Annotated in this window: 9 protein-coding genes; 3 read left to right on the top strand and 6 right to left on the bottom strand. The window is 58.5% G+C overall.

Going from position 1 to position 16,337, the window contains the following annotated elements; all coding sequences use genetic code 11:
* Window positions 1-171 precede the first annotated feature (171 nt).
* From WT26_RS35725 to WT26_RS14545, 4 genes are read right to left on the bottom strand one after another with little or no spacing between them, the layout of a single operon-like run.
* Window positions 172-498 (bottom strand): M48 family metallopeptidase, encoded by a 327-nt coding sequence (locus WT26_RS35725; RefSeq protein WP_080485664.1) that lies wholly within the window; start codon window positions 496-498, stop codon window positions 172-174.
* Window positions 495-3,437, bottom strand: a complete 2,943-nt coding sequence (locus tag WT26_RS14555; protein WP_069270368.1) for a type I restriction endonuclease subunit R — start codon at window positions 3,435-3,437, stop codon at window positions 495-497. The genes WT26_RS35725 and WT26_RS14555 overlap by 4 nt, the downstream gene beginning before the upstream one ends.
* Window positions 3,434-4,747 carry a restriction endonuclease subunit S gene (locus WT26_RS14550; protein ID WP_080485663.1) on the bottom strand — a complete coding sequence of 438 codons (1,314 nt, stop codon included), beginning with the start codon at window positions 4,745-4,747 and terminating at the stop codon, window positions 3,434-3,436. The genes WT26_RS14555 and WT26_RS14550 overlap by 4 nt, the downstream gene beginning before the upstream one ends.
* On the bottom strand, window positions 4,734-6,566 hold the full coding sequence (locus WT26_RS14545; protein WP_069270366.1) for an N-6 DNA methylase: 1,833 nt from the start codon (window positions 6,564-6,566) through the stop codon (window positions 4,734-4,736). Before WT26_RS14545 ends, WT26_RS14550 begins: the two co-directional genes overlap by 14 nt.
* Before the next feature lie 349 nt (window positions 6,567-6,915).
* On the opposite strand from WT26_RS14545, the gene WT26_RS14540 reads away from it, so the two are divergent.
* Window positions 6,916-9,906 carry a TrlF family AAA-like ATPase gene (locus WT26_RS14540; protein WP_069270365.1) on the top strand — a complete coding sequence of 997 codons (2,991 nt, stop codon included), beginning with the start codon at window positions 6,916-6,918 and terminating at the stop codon, window positions 9,904-9,906.
* Between the two features lie 114 nt (window positions 9,907-10,020).
* Complete coding sequence (locus WT26_RS14535) at window positions 10,021-11,772, top strand: hypothetical protein (RefSeq protein ID WP_069270364.1); 1,752 nt, start codon at window positions 10,021-10,023, stop codon at window positions 11,770-11,772.
* Window positions 11,773-11,920: 148 nt separating this feature from the next.
* On the opposite strand, the gene mobH is transcribed toward WT26_RS14535, so the two are convergent.
* Entirely contained in the window at window positions 11,921-13,786 is a 1,866-nt protein-coding gene (mobH, locus tag WT26_RS14530) for a MobH family relaxase (protein ID WP_069270707.1), read from the bottom strand.
* A gap of 287 nt (window positions 13,787-14,073) precedes the next feature.
* Here mobH and WT26_RS14525 point away from each other — a divergent pair, with 287 nt between their 5' ends.
* Window positions 14,074-15,786, top strand: coding sequence for an MASE1 domain-containing protein (locus tag WT26_RS14525; protein WP_069270363.1), 1,713 nt, complete (start codon window positions 14,074-14,076; stop codon window positions 15,784-15,786).
* A 6-nt stretch (window positions 15,787-15,792) separates the two neighbouring features.
* On the opposite strand, the gene WT26_RS14520 is transcribed toward WT26_RS14525, so the two are convergent.
* Entirely contained in the window at window positions 15,793-16,194 is a 402-nt protein-coding gene (locus WT26_RS14520) for a hypothetical protein (protein ID WP_069270362.1), read from the bottom strand.
* Between the last annotated feature and the right edge of the window lie 143 nt (window positions 16,195-16,337).

Genomic DNA, 16,337 nt, shown 5'->3' with positions numbered 1-16,337 from the left:
AGCCGAAAATCCGGTCAACCTCCATGGGTTCCTAGGCACAAGGATACTGCAGGTGCTGGAGGGGCATGAGAATAGCCGTTCGCGGAGCCCCCAGTCGTTGGCCAAAACGCGGCGCTGCGCTGCCGCGAATACAACGCGTCCCGCGGGTGATCTTGTCGCCGGGAGCCGTCCTCACCCAGCATGTGATGTGACCTTACTGCGGCCGGTTTCCTCCCACCGTTGCCAGCCTGGTACGTGTGCGCTCATCAGCGCTTTGAACACGCGTCCATGAGTGGCGTATCGAAGATGAAGCAGCTCGTGCACGACTACATAGTCTTGAAACCCCTGCTCTCGGTCGACTAGATCCATCGCAAGCGTGATGATGCCCGTTGACGAGCACGATCCCCATTTGCGCTTCATTTCCTGAATACGGATGACACGGGGACGAACTCGCAGCTTCACCGACCACGCCAGGGCGCGTTGCCTAAGTTGTTGGCTCGGATAAAGCGATGACTTCAATTGTTCTCCTCCTTCAGGATCAACTTGACGATCAAGTCGACGGCCCGGGCGCGATCCTCCTGTGACAAAGCAAGCAGCGGCTTGTAGAGCGAGGCGCGGAAACGCCGCAGTTCGTCGGTGTTGGCCGCCGCATTGGGAAAGCGGGCAAGCAGATTCTCCGCTTCGCGGGCGATGTCCATCGGATCGAGGCTGGTTTGCTGAAGATAGGCTTCCGAGCGAAGAACCCAATAAACCGCAAAGGCTCGCGGTGATAGTCCGCTGTCCCGTGCGGCTTTCAGCGCTGTTTCTTTTTCCGTCGCGAGAGCGGCCAGCATATCCATGGCAGCCAGCCCAGTTGTCTTGCGCTCCTCCAGGTCTTTGAGGATGCGCTCCGCGCGGTCTTTGAGCGGCTGCAACACTGGGGCGGTTGCGGGGCTCTCGTCAATCTCTTGCTGCAAGCCTCGGACTAGGTTGAAGACCTTGCCTTCATCCGAACCCTTTTCGCCGCGCAGTGACTCCAACGTTTGGACGTCGAAGGTGACGCTCTTGGTGAGGCGACCCAAACCAGTTTGCGTCGCGCTGCTCTCGATCAAGCGGCGCGTCTTGTAGGCGAGGTCGGCCACGAACCCCACCTTTTCTGCGTAGGCGTTGCGAACCGCGGCATACAATTGACTAAGCTGTTTGTAGGTTGCGATATGGTCGCGCAATTCGGGAGAAGGGGAGAGAATTTCCCAGAGCGTCTCGATTTCCTTGTAGGCCTCGAAGAAGGCCTTACGCGCTTCGGGGGCCAGAAAACGGCCATAGATGAGACGCTCGAGGCGTTCGTCAGCGCCGCCGCCTTCACCTGCGTCGAGGTAATCCTTCTCAGCCCGGTTGATCTTTTGCTGGAAGTCGACGAGCAGCACATCGAGGTCCTCGATGACGCCGCTGACATCGTCAGAGTCAAATTTCAGGGCCTTCTTCAGCTCACGCAGCACCCCCACGAAGTCGACGACGAGGCCGACGCGCTTTTGCACGCCATTGGCATCGATGTACGGACGGTTTACACGTGCGATCGACTGCAGCAGCACATGGTCGCGCATCGGCTTGTCGAGGTACAGGCAGTACAGCGGCGGCGCGTCGTAGCCGGTGAGCAGCTTGTCCGTGACGATCAATATCTTGGGATTCTCCGCCGGCTTCTTGAACAGCAGGCGGACCTGTTCCTCTTGCTCATCCGAAAGTTGGAGCTTGGCGACTAACGGCCGATCCACTACATCGGCTGCATTCTGCGTGTAGACGGGCGCCGTCCATTCGGGCGGCAACAGCTGGTCCAGCGCCTTCTTATACTTGGCGCAGGCTTCCCGGTTCACCGCTACGACGAAGGCCTTGTAGCCCAGCGGCAGTACGTTCTCCTGGAAGTGCTCGGCCACGAACGCGGCCACCTTCTCGATGCGGTCATCGGCTGTGAGGAAGGTGCGCAGCCCCACCGCACGGTCGAGCACTTTGTTGAGCTCTTCCACGTCGGTGACGCCCTCACTCTCGGCCAATGCGAAGAACTCCTTGTCCAATTGCTCGACGGGCACCGTCATCTCACTGGGCGCCATCACGTGCTTGATTGGCAGCGTCGTCTCGTCGGCGATGCTCTCGGCAATCGAGTATTTGTCCAGATACCCCTGTTCGTCCTGCGCGCCGAAAATCTTGAATGTGCCTTCGCCCTGCGAGGTGCGATCGATGGGTGTGCCGGTAAAGCCGATGATGGTCGCCTTGGGCACCGCAGCCATCATGTAGGTGCCAAGATCCTTGGCGACCGAACGGTGTGCTTCGTCGATGAAGACATACACGTTGTCGCGCAGGCAACTGTCTTTGCGGATCGCTTCGAATTTGTGGATCATCGAGATGATCAGGCCGCGGAAATCGGCGTCCAGCAGCGACTGCAGTTCGGCCTTGTTCTTTGCACGGGCAACGGCGATGTCCTCTTGTTGCATTTCGCCAAGCAATCGTTCGACCCAGCCTTTGAGCTGACCTTCCAGTTCGGTGCGATCCACCACCAGGATCACGGTCGCGTTGGCGAAACGCGGCTTGTTTTCGAGGATCAGGCGCGCGGCGGTCAGCAGCGTGAACGTTTTGCCGGAACCTTGGGTGTGCCACACAAGACCTCGTGTCTTGGCAGGGTCGGCGCAGCGATCAAGAATGGCATCGATGGCCCGGCGCTGGTGTTGGCGAAGTACCGATTTGCGGGTCTCGCCATCCTGCACATAAAACAGTATCCAGTGTTGCAAGGTGCGCAGAAAGTCATGGCGTTCGAAGAAGGCTTGCACCGCGAAGCGATAGCTCTCCTCGGGCGCTTGCTTCCAGCGTGCCATGTCGCGCCGATTGGCATTCCACGTCACGCCGTACCAGTAGTCGATCAGGTGGGTGACGTTGAACAATTGCGGGGTGGCGAGAAGCTCCGGCGTTTCTAATTCATACCGGCGCAACTGCTTGATCGCGCGCTCGATGCCGTCGCCGTCCTTCGGGTTCTTGTGTTCGACGATGACCACGGGGACTCCGTTGACGAGGAACATCACGTCGGCCCGATTGCCCTTGCGGGCCGGCGGCTTGATTTTCCACTCCCATGTCACATGAAATGCGTTATCCGTGACGTGTTCGAAATCGATCAGCGTCACGGCGCGATGGCGCTTCTCCGCTTCGTCGTACCACTGCCGTTCGCCCCGCAACCATGCGAGCAGCTCGCGGTTGCCCTCGATGCTGGCTGGCAGCGCGTCTAGCGTTTCCACAACGGAGCGCACTGCGTCGGCGGTGAGCCACGGATTGAAAGCCGTAATCTTGGTCTCCAGCACGTCTCGGAAGAACGCCCCTGCCTCACCGCCTCGCTTGACGCGAGCGTCCTCCGGGGCGATCGGCGCCCAGCCGATCTCGACGGCGTGCTTTACCATCGGGAATTGCACCGTTCCCGCTTCGCTGAATTTGAGGCTGCTCATGCTGCGATCGCCTCTTGTTGCATGGGAACAAGGGCTAGCGCTGATAGGTCTAGATCCGATACGGCAATCTCGCCGGTCATCAGCTTGTGCAGCAACGACTTGAAGAGCTCTTCCAGCACCGCACGCTTCTTGCGGTGCAGGTTGATCTTGCGGTCGATGGTATCGAGGACGACAACTATCTCGCGCTGCTCATCTATTTCGGGCAATGGCAGGGGAAGACTTCGCAAGAATGCGCAGGTTAGCGCACCCTTCGTACTACCGCCCCCGGCCGCCACCTGACGCAGGTAGTCGTACTGTGTTTCCAGGTATCCCCGAATGAATCTAGGATCGGCCATAGTGGTGTTGGTTTGGAGATACGCCACGTGCTGATTGATCGTCGCTTCGATCCTTAGAACCGCGCAATGTCCTAGCGTCTTGCCTTGGCCAGTAATCGCTATGAGTACAGCTCCGGGCTTCACGATGGGGAGGTGGCATTTGTCTAGCGCAGTCTTCGTGACGAACTGGCCGGCCGCTTCGATGTCTCGGTCGTATACTTTTGCACTTGTCAGCCACGGGAAGGTGCCGCCCTCCCAGTAATCATGGACCGATTTCTTCGGCGTCGAGCCGTTGCCGATTTTTCCAAGCGAACCTAGAGGTACGACATCCCAGCTCTCTGGCACTAATCCGATCCCGGTTTCCTTTTGTGGCTTTCCGCCCAAGCCGCGTGTGAACAGCTCGCGCATGGCGGCGTGCTTCAGCGCCTCGGCAGTTCGCGCGCTGCGGTCTTCGAGTTCGATTTGCTGCGTGATCTGCTCCAGCGCATCGGCAATGGGACGTTGCTCTTCGGGTGGTAATTCCGGGTAAGGCAAATCCAGCAAAACCTGTTCGGGCACGCGCTGCCGCCCGGTCGAACCTTCCATTCGCTCCGAGACGTAGGAGCGGATGTCCGGATGCAGCAAGTAGAAGAACAGCAACCGCCTGTCATAGCCCGGAGCGCTCGGACGTAGCGGAATGACTTCCGTCGTTGCATATCCAAACGGGGTCGGCAGTCCTCTGGCCCACGCCTGCTTGCCGTTCTCGAAAGATGGGGTGATCTTCGCGATTAGGACATCGCCCTGTTCGAAGTAAGTACCGCTGGTGATCTGCGAGCTGAGTTTTGTGTCATACCGCGGCTCGTAGTGCCCCCCTTGTGGAATGGCCTCCATCGGCACGAACGGGAGGGAGTCATGGTCAGCCATATTCAATCCACGCGGTTTGCGAGTGACTTCAAAGCAGTCACCCACCCGAGTCCAACGACGGCCATTTGGAAACACGGTGTCAAGCAGTCCCATCAGCCACTCCCGACAAGAGCTTCGCAAGATTTTCTGTCAGTCCGTGCGTCTGCCCATCGAGCCGAACCAACTCGGAAAGGAGATCTTGCACGGAACCCACCTCGGCTGTTCCGTTCTGTCCCACCCACCGGCTCGGGCTCAAGTTGTAGTCAGCTTCCTGGACCCGCTCATTGGTGATTACCGCCACCTCGCCCTCGACCGGCTCCCCCTTGAGATACATCGCCGCAAGCGAGCGAATGTCTTCCTCCGGAAGGTAATTCTTCGGTCGCCCCTTCCTGAAGCGTCTGCTCGCGTTGAGCAAGATGATCTTGCCGCGTCGGTCGGCAGGCTTCTTCTTGCGCAGCACTACGATCACGCCGGCGGCCGTAGTGTTGTAAAAGAGGTTTTCAGGCAAGAGGATCACGCCGTCGATCAGGTCACGATCGACGAACCACTTGCGAATGTTTCGCTCCTTGTCCTCGTTCTTCGAGCCTGAGCCGCGCGTTACGGCGCCCGTATCGAGCACGACGGCGGCGCGGCCGTCGTCATCCATGCAGGCAAGCGTATGCTGCAACCAAGCCCAGTCACCCCTGCCGCTAGTGATGCCGCCAGCGGTACGGAAGCGGTCGAACGGATCGTTGGCAAACAAGTCCGATGCGAACGGCTGGTTCCACATCGGATTTGCGACGGCAATGTTGTGTTGACGAATCGTCCCGTCGGCATTACGGAACTTGGGATTGATCATCGTGTCACCGCGCGCGAGTTCCACTTCCATGTCGTGGATGATTGCGTTCATTTGCGCAACGGCGTAGCTTTCGGCCTGAAGTTCTTGGCCGGAGAGCTTGAGCGGCACCTTGCTGGTCGGATCAAGTTCGCGGGCGACGAGCTGCAGCTTGATGAGCAACCCCGCCGAGCCGCATGCATAGTCATGGCAAGTTTCACCCGGCTTCGGCCGCATGATGTGAGCCATCAGGAAGCCCACCTCGGTCGGCGTGAAGAATTCGCCAGCACTCTGACCCGACCCCTCAGCGAACTTGCGTAGCAGGTATTCATAGGCACGCCCCAGGAAGTCCGGCTGTACATCCGCCAATCCCAAGCGGTAGCGCGGATCGGAGAAGGTCTCCACCACACCGCGCAACTTCGCGGGGTTGATGTCGCGCTCGCCGTTGCGCTCGGCGCCGAAGTCGACGACATCGATCACGCCGGAGAGCGATGGATTCTGTTTAACCACGGCACGCACGGCCTTGGTCAGGTGCTCGCCGATATCCTTGGGGGCGGTCGACCGTCCCCGCTCGTCAACCGGCCATTCGTAAGCCTCACGTCCGCTGATGACAGCCCAGCGCGATTCCGACGGCAGGTAGAAGCGCAGGAGCGAATGATCCGACTCAGCAATCTCCAATGCTGTAGCGCGGTCACCATATTCCTCTGCGAGGCGCTCGATCTCGTCATCGAACACATCAGATAGGCGCTTCAGGAACAGCAGCGGCAGCAGATAATCCTTGAACTTTGCTGCGTCCTTCTCGCCACGTATCGAGCAGGCAGCGTCCCACAGCATTTGTTCCATCGGCTTAGTCGTGGGAGCCGCCGTCACCCCTCGACCACGACGGCGGGGAGGCGTGTTGTTGTTCGCGACAGATGCCGGTGTATTTTCCAGTTGCGCCTCCTGTGCGAGCGCCCGAATCGCGGCCATCGGAGCTCGTTGGGGTTGTGAAAGGCCACCTTCCCACCGATTGACGGTGGCGAAAGATACGCCAAGACGTGCCGCAAGCTCTTCCTGGGTCAAGCTAAGCTGCGCGCGGATGCTCCTAAGGAGCTCAGGAATTTCAAGGTTATTTGTCATGTTTGTTATATTTGCTATAAACTAGCTTGGGGTCAAGTGTTTTTTACAGACGTCGGCAAGGTTGGGCGGTGGCTCCGGGGTGAAGCGAGTGACCGCAGGGGATGCAACTAATTGGGTTACTAGGGGGCATTACCGGGCTCGGTGCTGGGAGCAGGTTGATACGGTGCCGTCGCCACGACGACGCGCACCGTCCGCTAATGGCAGATCCTAGTCACGCAGGTCTCTTCCTCCAGGTTGACAAGCTTTGATGGCAGGAAGGGTTGAGCAAACCTCAAGCGAGGGTGTGACGTCGATGCGTTCCGCTTAAAACGCGGTCGCGCCGCTGAACAACAACCAAGAGAGCGTGCTTATGGCCGAAACACTCGATGTAGAAAGCGAAAGAGGGTCGATCTGGCATCGTTGGGAACCGCACATCCACACGCCCGGTACGGCGCTCAATGATCAATACATTGGTAAAGCGGCGTGGAACACGTACCTTGAGAAGATCGAGGTTGCTGATCCGCCGATTCGGGCCGTCGGAATCACTGACTATTTCAGCATTGAGCGGTATCTCGAAGTACGTGAGTATCAGCGGCAAGGGCGCCTTGCCGGCGTGGGTCTCATCTTTCCAAACGTGGAATTGCGACTTGGGATCGAGACATCAAAGGCGGCGGCTATCAACCTGCACCTGTTGTTCGATCCTTCTCCAGCAGACCATATCGAGCAGATCAACCGGTTTTTACTCGAGCTCGAATTCATGTACCAAGGCCACAATTACCGCTGTCAAACGGCGGACTTGATAAGGCTAGGTAAGGCATATCGCCATGGACTCTCGGACGACAAGGCTGCTTTGTCAGAGGGCGCCAATCAGTTCAAGGTCAACTTCGAGCAGCTACGGCAGGCGTGGAAAAAGAATGAATGGGTTCGTAGTCACGCATTGATTGCTGTCGCCGGTGGCGAAAAAGATGGCACTTCTGGCTTGCGCGATAGCTCTGGCTCGTTCAATGCACAGCGGAAGGAAATAGAGGGGTTTGCCCATATCATATTTAGTGCCAACCCGAAGCAGATCGAGTTCTGGCTGGGCAGGGGAAAGGTCACAGTCGAGGAGCTCGAAAGGGAATGGAACGGATGTAAGCCGTGTTTGCACGGCTCGGATGCTCACGAAATTTCCCGGGTTGGTGAACCTGACCAAAGCCGTTTGTGTTGGATCAAGGGCGATCTAACGTTTGAGACGCTGCGGCAGGCGTGCATTGAACCTGAGGCGCGCGTCCATGTTGGCCCTGAGCCTATGCGCGGGGCATTGCAGAGCCACACCATCAAGACACTGTCCGTCAGCAACGCGCCCTGGTTGCCGCGCGGTACCATCCCGTTGAATTCGGGACTCGTCGCGGTAATTGGCGCACGCGGGTCTGGAAAAACTGCGCTTGCCGATCTGATCGCTGCGGGTGGGCTGGCTTTATCCAAACACCTCAGTGACAAGTCGTTCATCCGACGAGCAGAGGAGCATCTGGAGGACTGCAGGGCCGATCTCCATTGGGAGTCCGGCGAAACGACCGGTAATCTCCTGACGCAGACGGATGTGGAGGATCTATTGGATGATCCTCGCGTCCAATATCTGTCTCAACAGTTCGTCGATCAGCTATGTTCCGCGGAGGGGCTGGATGACGCCTTGATCAAGGAAATCGAACAGGTCATCTTCAATGCACATTCGACGACAGACCGTCTGGGCGCAGAGTCGTTTCGCGAACTGTTGGACGTTCGTCTCGAGTCATCCTGGCAGCAACGAGAGCGTGAAAAAGATGCGCTCAGTAAGGCGTCGGGTTCGCTGACGGCCGAGAGGGTCCAGAAGGCGAGTTTGAAGGCTCTCGAAAAAGATCGCGATGAGAAGAAAAAATCCATCGAGAACGATAAGAAGGAGCGCCAGTCTCTGGTCCCGAAAGGTAGCGAGGAGCGCGCCAAACGGTATGAAGAGGTATCGCAGGCGGTCGAAGCGAAGCGCCAGCAGGTTGACCGTGCAAAGCGTCGGCACCAATCATTGCTCAATTTGAAGGCAGACGTCCAGGATTTCCGAGTGCGACAAGCGCCGCAATGGCTGGCTGAGGTGAAGGAGGAGCGCGCTGACGCTGGCTTGACAGCTACCGATTGGGATGCATTCAAACTGGATTTCACAGGTGATGTCGATGTGCTGCTTGAAGCGCGAATCAAGCAGGCAAAAGCGTCAATTGATACGTTGCAAGGAACTGCACTGTCGGGCGACGTGACAGAATCGCCGAATGTCGATCCCGCAGTACCTTTAATTGCGGCTGACGCCCAACTGGATTTACAAACTTTGTCTTTGCTCGAACGAGAGCTCCTTCGTCTGCGCAACCTGGTTGGTGTTGATGTCCAGAATGCAAAGCGATTTGCCAACCTTTCCGAGAGAATTACCAAGGCAGAGGCAGCACTCGCAAAGGTGATCCAGCAGATTGCGCATATCGGGGGCGCGGACGAGCGTATCCGGGTTCTGATTGAGGCGCGTCGAAAGGCCTATAAGGGAATTTTCCAAGCTATTGAGGAGGAGGAAGCGGAGCTTCAGACGCTGTATGCCCCGATCAAGACTCGGATTGATGAAGCTGAAGGATCATTGTCCAAACTATCGTTTTCGGTTCGACGCCAAGTCAATGTTGATGCATGGGCCAGCGCAGGAGAGGCATTGCTGGACCTTCGCACAGCTGGTCCATTTAAAGGGCGGGGGGAGTTGTCGCGGGTAGCCAAGGAGAGTCTGTTACCCGCATGGTGCACGGGAAATGCGGAGCAGGCAGCGAACGCCTTACTGGAATTTGCGAAGGCCAATGAGGAGAATCTCAAGCTTCATCGTCCGGAGGGCGAAGACCCCCGTGTATGGGCCGGACAAATTGCTGATTGGCTCTTCGGTACGGACCACATTTCAGTCGGCTATGGTCTGCAATATGACGGTGTGGACATCGAACAGCTTTCACCGGGCACTCGTGGCATCGTGCTGCTGTTGCTCTACCTTGCTATAGACGCAGAGGACGTGCGTCCATTGATCATAGATCAACCGGAAGAGAACCTGGACCCGCAGTCGATCTTCCAGGAGCTTGTCCAACGTTTCCGTTTAGCGAAGCAGCGTCGGCAGATCATCATCGTCACTCACAACGCGAACCTTGTGGTCAACACAGATGCCGATCAGGTGATTGTCGCAAAGTGCGGGCCACACCGACCAGGACAATTGCCATCCATCGCCTATGAGTGTGGTTCACTCGAGAATGCGCGCATTCGGCAGCACGTGTGCGACATCTTGGAAGGTGGTGAGCGGGCGTTCAAAGAGCGTGCCAAGCGTCTGCGCGTTGGTCTTGAATAATAGCAAGATAGGCATCGTTGCCCGATCACTGCATTGAGATGCGGGGCTTCGATTCCGTTAAACATGTGCACCACCCCGATGGGTTCCGCATCCGACAACGCTATGGGGCTGTAGATGATTGACTATTTGGGGAATTTTCCATTTCCGCCTGCATTTGTACCGACGCGTCTGCGCGAGCTTCTGGAGCCTATCGGCAAAGACCCTGGGACGAGGGTAGAAGTCAGCAACCGGTTTGAACACGATCCCTATGGCCCAGATCGAGAATACGTACACATGCTGATGGCTGTCGTCGCCGATGATGGCGATGACTTGCCAATCGTCTCCGACTCCAATGAGGGAACGGTTGCATTCTCGGTGCCTGTGTTGGGGCGCAAAGGCGCATCGAGGGATTTTGCACCGAGCGTGGATGGGAATGAATACATTGTGGCGTCGTGGGGAAGCGGTTCGTTCCACACTTACAATCTTGCGGAGAAGGTCTGGATGGCGCTCGGCCTGACGCCTCGTTGCCTGGGGAACGAGGCGCAACGGCTTGTCTATGATGATTTGGAACTCCCTGAATTCGATATCGCGGAGGGGGAAGTTTCGGGTCAGTACTATTTTCAGGCGTCCCGCAATATCAGTTGGAAAATGTCCAACGAGTATCTACGGCGCTATCTCTGGATGCGTGGCGCACGTGGTGTGCGCGTACTCTTCTATGAGACGCTCCTGGATGATCGTTGGGAGCTGCGCGAATGGATGGGCGAAACGAGCCACGCGGAGAAGGAGGCGGAAGGAGGGTGGTGCACCGTGAGTCTGCAGGAGCACGACGGTGGCTTGCTGCTCCAGGTGTGGGCGTCGGTTGAGGTCGTCGATTGTGAACTGTGCCCTGAGCAGACGGCAGACGGGCTGGTGTGGCCGGGCATTGAAGGGCCGATGACTCGCGATATCGCGAACGCCATGGTCGATGCGACCAGCGTTTATCTCGACGATCGATTTCTCGAACGTTACGAACAGAACCGTTTCTATAAGAGCGTGCCCGTGAAGGTATATGGTCACTGGCACTGCAGTCCTTCCTATCTTGGGCAATGGGCTTTCACGGACTGTCGCCGAGTCGGGCGGAACATGATTAAGGTGTCGCTACGCGAACTGTACAAGCCGAAGCCCGATCGAGAGATTTTGCATGCATACGCTTTTGCGTTGGGCCCAGAGGAGATTGCCCGGCGCGATCTTGAAGAAGAGCACATTGTCGGGAAAACGGAACGCTTTCTCGAACAATTGCTCGCCTTGGGTGATCACCTCTCGGCTCTGGGGGCGGCCTTCGGACAGGAGAAGCAAGCGGTCGAATTGATCGGCATAGAGCGAGCCGAGATTGAGGCGAACGGTTGGTTGCACTATCCAATGCTCGCTCGCCTCGCGCAGGTGTCCCCGCGAGAAATGTCACAGCAGGCTTTCCTTTCTCGCTGCAAGTCCATTCACGAGATCTGGCAGCGCATCCCGGATGGTTACTTGCGGCGCATCCTGGAGGCCGCAGGTGTTCCGCGGGATGAGGTCAAGGGGCTCGGGAGCCTCAGGCTGCTGCAGCTTTTGCTAAACATCGCGGAGAACCTGGATGCCAATGACGAGGCGCTTGATGCTTTTTTTGGCGGCGCTCCTCCGGATGGAAGGTCTGCTCGAAACCCACGTCTCGCCGCGCTGTTCATCAACAACGATCTTCGAATTGCGGATGCCCATGACGTCGGAGAGAGCTTGCAGAGGCTCGAGGAGCTTGGTTTTGATACGGCGAGTGTGAACAGAGGATATGGATCGGCACTGGATTTTATTTTTGATGGCGTGATTGCTGCGTTTGCTGCGATCAACGAGCCACTGCGACGCATCATTCAACGATAGCGGCTCGAGTCGTGCCGGTGCCATGCAGTAAGGCGTTGCAGTGCCATTGCCTCAGGGGCTAGGCCGTTATGACCGACTCTCGGTATAGCAGCAAGCTTCAGTGCGATGCGCCTCTATAGGCTGATCGGGCGATTTTAAGAGCGTTGCCTCAAGAATTTTCATTACATAACGACGCTTGCTCGTGGACGGCAACCTTCAAGTAGGGGTTGTCGGGAGGGGTGTCCACAAAGAGGGGTGACGTGGTTTTTAGTAGATAGCCATGTAGCCGCCGCGATTTGCGTGGCCCCGTCACCTCGCAGGTCCAGATGTTCAATCCGTTGTCCTGCTTGCGGTGCAGGTGCAGTTGCTCGAAGCGCTTCTGCGCCCATTCCCAATCGGTTTGCTTTTGTTGTTTCGCAAGGCGGGAAATTTCCGGATGTTCCTGCGCGTACCGCTGAAAGATGCCGGGACTGACGAGATACGCCATACCCTCGACCGTATGCACGAGCGCCTTCGCATCGTTGATAACGAGTCGGCGCGTCTGGATGCTCTGGCGCAGCCACGCCATGAAATGTTCTCCGGAAGGCTCTTCAGTCGTATGCGACACCGATGGAGGCCAGGGCTCGGTCGGCAATGTCGTCGTGGTTGTTGTTTCGGTTGCCGGCGCCGCGGCATTCGATGCGCTTTCAGCCAGCGCTTCCGCAGAGGTGAATGTTGGGGGAGCTAGCAGGTCGAGGAGGGCATCGACCGTATCGGCGGGCACCAATGTACTACGGGTTTGTACGTTCGTGTCTGACGGCGTTGGCGAGATGGTGGTGGGGCTGGTCGAGGACGTGCTGGTCGCAGCCGTTGTCGCAGGTTTTGAATGGTCGATTGCTGCTGCCTCAGCTTCAACGCTAACTGTTCCGGCGAACGGCGTCGGTCGTTCGCCTGCATCCCAGATCAACGCTGGCGCGAGCTTGAGAAACGTGAAGTCGTGCGTCCAATCATTCGCGCTGGCGACGGTGGCTTTCCAGATCGCCTTGCCGTGCGGTGTCGTCTGCGCGATGCCGTGTTCCTGCAACACATCGAACACGGTCGGGTTGCTGTCCGGGATGCCTTCGATACCCTGGGCCAGTAAGTGGGCGCGCAGCTTGTCCGCGACCGTTTTGCTGACGAGCCACAACGCGTCCTGCGTCAGCCATCCATCCGACGCCTGGAGCTGGTTCAACTTCAGTTCGTTGCGCACGAGATGACGTAGTCCGTCGAGCAGCTTGCGTTGTAGCGCCTGTTTCGGTGCTAGCAACGCCTTCTGCGGATTGCCGCCAAATTCCTGCGCGACGGACGCCTGGTCGGCCTGTGTGACGAGTTCGCCGAGTACACCGGCCCGTTCCTTGTGACCGGCGAGCACGTAGAGCAACGCGGGCCACAGCTCGGGAAACCCGCTGAGCCAGTCCATGATGTGGCGATCGAGAATCTGCGTGTAGAGCAATCCGGCTGCTGCTTCATGCAGGCGGTAACTGCGGTCTTTCCGGTACCGGAAACGATACGAGTGAGCGAGTGGTCCGTGCCACGGATGCCAGCGCGCGCCGTTCACATATTCGACATCGAGATCGACAGCGATCTTGCCGATGTCGTGCAGCAACGCCGCGTAAGCGGTTGCCGCTGTCCAGGCTTCGGCCTGTGCCGCTTGCACTTCGGGCGGTGCTCCCACCGGCAGCAGGCGCGACTGCCGCAGCTTCAGCGCATAGGCGACGATCTCCAGTCCATGGTCCAGCATGCCGCCGGGATAGGCATGGTGATGGCTTTCGGAGGCAGGGAATTGTTGGACCAGCGCGGCATACCGTTCGATTGGCGCGCGATAGAGCGACGCGAACTGCGTGCGCGACAGCGACGTGCGTTGCCAGATGTGTTCCAGCAGCTTCTGCCGGCGAGGCGCAGCCAGCAGCGTGACCGCGGGTTCCGGGCGCAGCAGTCCTTTTGGCGCTGCCGCAGGTGCGGGAGCCGGGGAGGGCGGCGGAGCCTTTTCCTTTTGACGATGGAACAGCGAGAACATGATCGAATCGATAGTTTGGTAGCCGGTGGCCTTTTGCCTTTTCACCGTTTCGGGTAGGGCCATTCCCCTTGTGCGCCATTCCCTTGACACCCTTGGCCTTTTCGCCCTTGCCGCAGCCATTTGGAGATACATCTGAATCTGTAGAACATGCCGCAGAAAGTCGGCATCGGGGCCGCCCATTTTGTTGGTGGATCGGTGGTGTGGACGCGTGCGATGGGGGCGGTGACACGGTCGCGCCAAGGGCATCACCACGAAAATTTCACGCCCCCCATTCAAAGATTTGAAAAATGGGCCGATATCCGGACGGCCTGACCGGGGAACACTTCAGGCATCACCACATCTCGCCAAAGGGGCACGGAATGGGGAATGGAGGGTGGAGACGCGGCTGGCTGAAGCAGCTCGCCGTCGCGATGGGATACGCGTTGACCTACATCGCCATGCATCCCGTCTCGGATGGTCACTGGGCACTTCGATCCGGGTTGCGTCTGTCCTGTCTGTTGGTGATGCCATTCCGCTACTGGCCGGCGCTTCTTCTCGCCGAGGCCTTGCCGAACGCGTACGAAGTGTGGTCCTGTCGGGACCTGTATGGACTCGCATTCGTGAGTGTCCGTTGCATTCCACCGATCCTGCTCGCGATGCCCGTCGTGGCGTGGTGTCGCCGTAAGCTGCGATTGTTCCCGGCGCCGCATCTCGTCGATATGAAAGTCCTGATGCTATGTGTGTTGACGGTGACAATGATCGGGACGGTCTACAGCTACCTGGCGATTTCGTTTATTCACACTGCATCCTTTCACGCGAGACCCGTGATGGCGGTGGGGTATTTCATCGGCAACTACATCGCTATTCTCGGGACGGTGCCGGTGGTGCTGATGATGAAGCTGGATGCCTGTGCTGAGGGATGGATGAGCCGACTGCACCGCGTCGTCTCCAGTCGAATGGCGATCGATGTGGCTTTGTTCGTTGTGCCATCGATCACCGTGTTGTCGGTGGTCAGTCTTCACGGCGACAACGATATGCGGCAGATCGCACGGATGGCCATGTTTCTCCCGGTGGCGTGGTTCACCCTGAAATACGGCTGGCGTGCGGCGGTCGTTGGCGGAGCCCTCGCCGTCGTCAGTACATGCCTCACGACGGAGTCGCGTCCTGATCCGCGGATCCTGGAAGCGCAGGCGTTCATCGCGCTCGCGATTACCTGCCTCATGGCCACGGGTGCGCGGATCAGCGTCCAGTTGCGGCAGGATGAGCTCAAGCGACGTGAGGGCATCCATCTTCAGCGGATGGCGAGACAGGGCCTTCGGGTGGCTGAGCAGCGGCGACGACAGACGTCCGAGGCGCTGGAATATCTTGCCGGCAGTTTGTATTTGATCAACAGCCGTCTGATGCAGCAACTGCGCCGGGTCGTGCCCAGTTCGGACATGGATGCGTACCAGCGGCAACTGGCCGACACGCAGCAACGCGTATACGCCCTCGCGGAAACTTTGCATCCGGTGGCATGGAGAGACAGGGGATTACCCGCGGCGCTGAGTCAAACGATTGCACGCGCCTTGGACGAAGCGGGGATTGCTTACCGCTGCGTGATCAGCGGACGTGGCTTCGCCCGTATGTCGACGTCGGTGCTGGGTGCGGCGTATCGAAGTGCCTGCGAAGGGGTCGTGCTGATCACGAGGCGACTGGCGTGCTCGCGTGTCAGTGTGACGTTGCGGGGTGGTGAAACGCGCGGAAAGCGCTGGCTGGTGTTGCGCGTGGAAGGTTCGTACGACGACGACCGCATTGCGAACGCCGTGGTGCGGTCGACGGACCGCAAGCAGATTGCGACAAAGCTCGGCGCCAGCGTACTGGACGTCGACCAACTGCACGCGCATGCGCGCATCTTCGACGGCACATTGCACGAGCGCGCGATGAAGAACGGTGTCCGCATGACCATGCTGCTTTACGACGTGCAGCAGGATGTCGAGGGCTCCGGGGGTGAACCGGAGCCGCTGCGCTTGTGGGTTCACTGAACACTCTTACGGACTACCGCCGCCACCGCAGTTATACGGGTCCTGGCAGATCGTTGCGACCGTGAACACGGTCGTGCCGCTGCTCTGAGGCGACGCCGTAACGGTGGTCGTGCTATCGCGAAAGACGGTCTGTGTGGCGTTCGATGCAGGCGCAGCGTCCGTGCGTACGTTGGGCGCGTCGGTGCCCATGGGCAATACCACCGAAGTCCCTCCCGCCGTGCCAACGGCGGCATGCACGGTCCCGTTCAGATCGTTGATCTGGACATACTTGATGCCATTCAAGCGAAACACGTAGACGTGCCAGTGGGGACTGCGGCTTTGATCCGTCGCGTTGGGCCAGGATTGCCCCAAGCCCGTGGCAGGCGTGATGGTCTGTGCGAATGCAGCGGAGGTCATGCCGATCGCCATGCATCCAGCCAGTGCGAGCGTGCGTGAAAGGCTTCCGTGAGTACAGGACATGCGCTTCCCCTTCTTGGTGGAATGGTAGTTGCCTACCGGGAGCGCAGACTGTACCAGGGGGCATGTTGAGGCTGATATCACTCGTCTCAGCG

The organism is Burkholderia cepacia (assembly GCF_001718835.1).
GTDB classification, from domain to species: domain Bacteria; phylum Pseudomonadota; class Gammaproteobacteria; order Burkholderiales; family Burkholderiaceae; genus Burkholderia; species Burkholderia cepacia_F.
The sequence above is the reverse complement of the archived record's forward strand: the minus strand, read 5'-3'. Positions and strand labels throughout refer to the sequence as shown.

What these genes read in the sequence shown, in the direction of transcription:
- WT26_RS14555 (WP_069270368.1), bottom strand. Translation starts at nt 3,437, where the DNA reads ATGAGCAGCCTCAAATTCAGCGAAGCGGGAACGGTGCAATTCCCGATG.
- WT26_RS14550 (WP_080485663.1), bottom strand. Translation starts at nt 4,747, where the DNA reads ATGGGACTGCTTGACACCGTGTTTCCAAATGGCCGTCGTTGGACTCGG.
- WT26_RS14545 (WP_069270366.1), bottom strand. Translation starts at nt 6,566, where the DNA reads ATGACAAATAACCTTGAAATTCCTGAGCTCCTTAGGAGCATCCGCGCG.
- WT26_RS14540 (WP_069270365.1), top strand. Translation starts at nt 6,916, where the DNA reads ATGGCCGAAACACTCGATGTAGAAAGCGAAAGAGGGTCGATCTGGCAT.
- WT26_RS14535 (WP_069270364.1), top strand. Translation starts at nt 10,021, where the DNA reads ATGATTGACTATTTGGGGAATTTTCCATTTCCGCCTGCATTTGTACCG.
- mobH (WP_069270707.1), bottom strand. Translation starts at nt 13,786, where the DNA reads ATGTTCTCGCTGTTCCATCGTCAAAAGGAAAAGGCTCCGCCGCCCTCC.
- WT26_RS14525 (WP_069270363.1), top strand. Translation starts at nt 14,074, where the DNA reads ATGGGCCGATATCCGGACGGCCTGACCGGGGAACACTTCAGGCATCAC.
- WT26_RS14520 (WP_069270362.1), bottom strand. Translation starts at nt 16,194, where the DNA reads ATGGCGATCGGCATGACCTCCGCTGCATTCGCACAGACCATCACGCCT.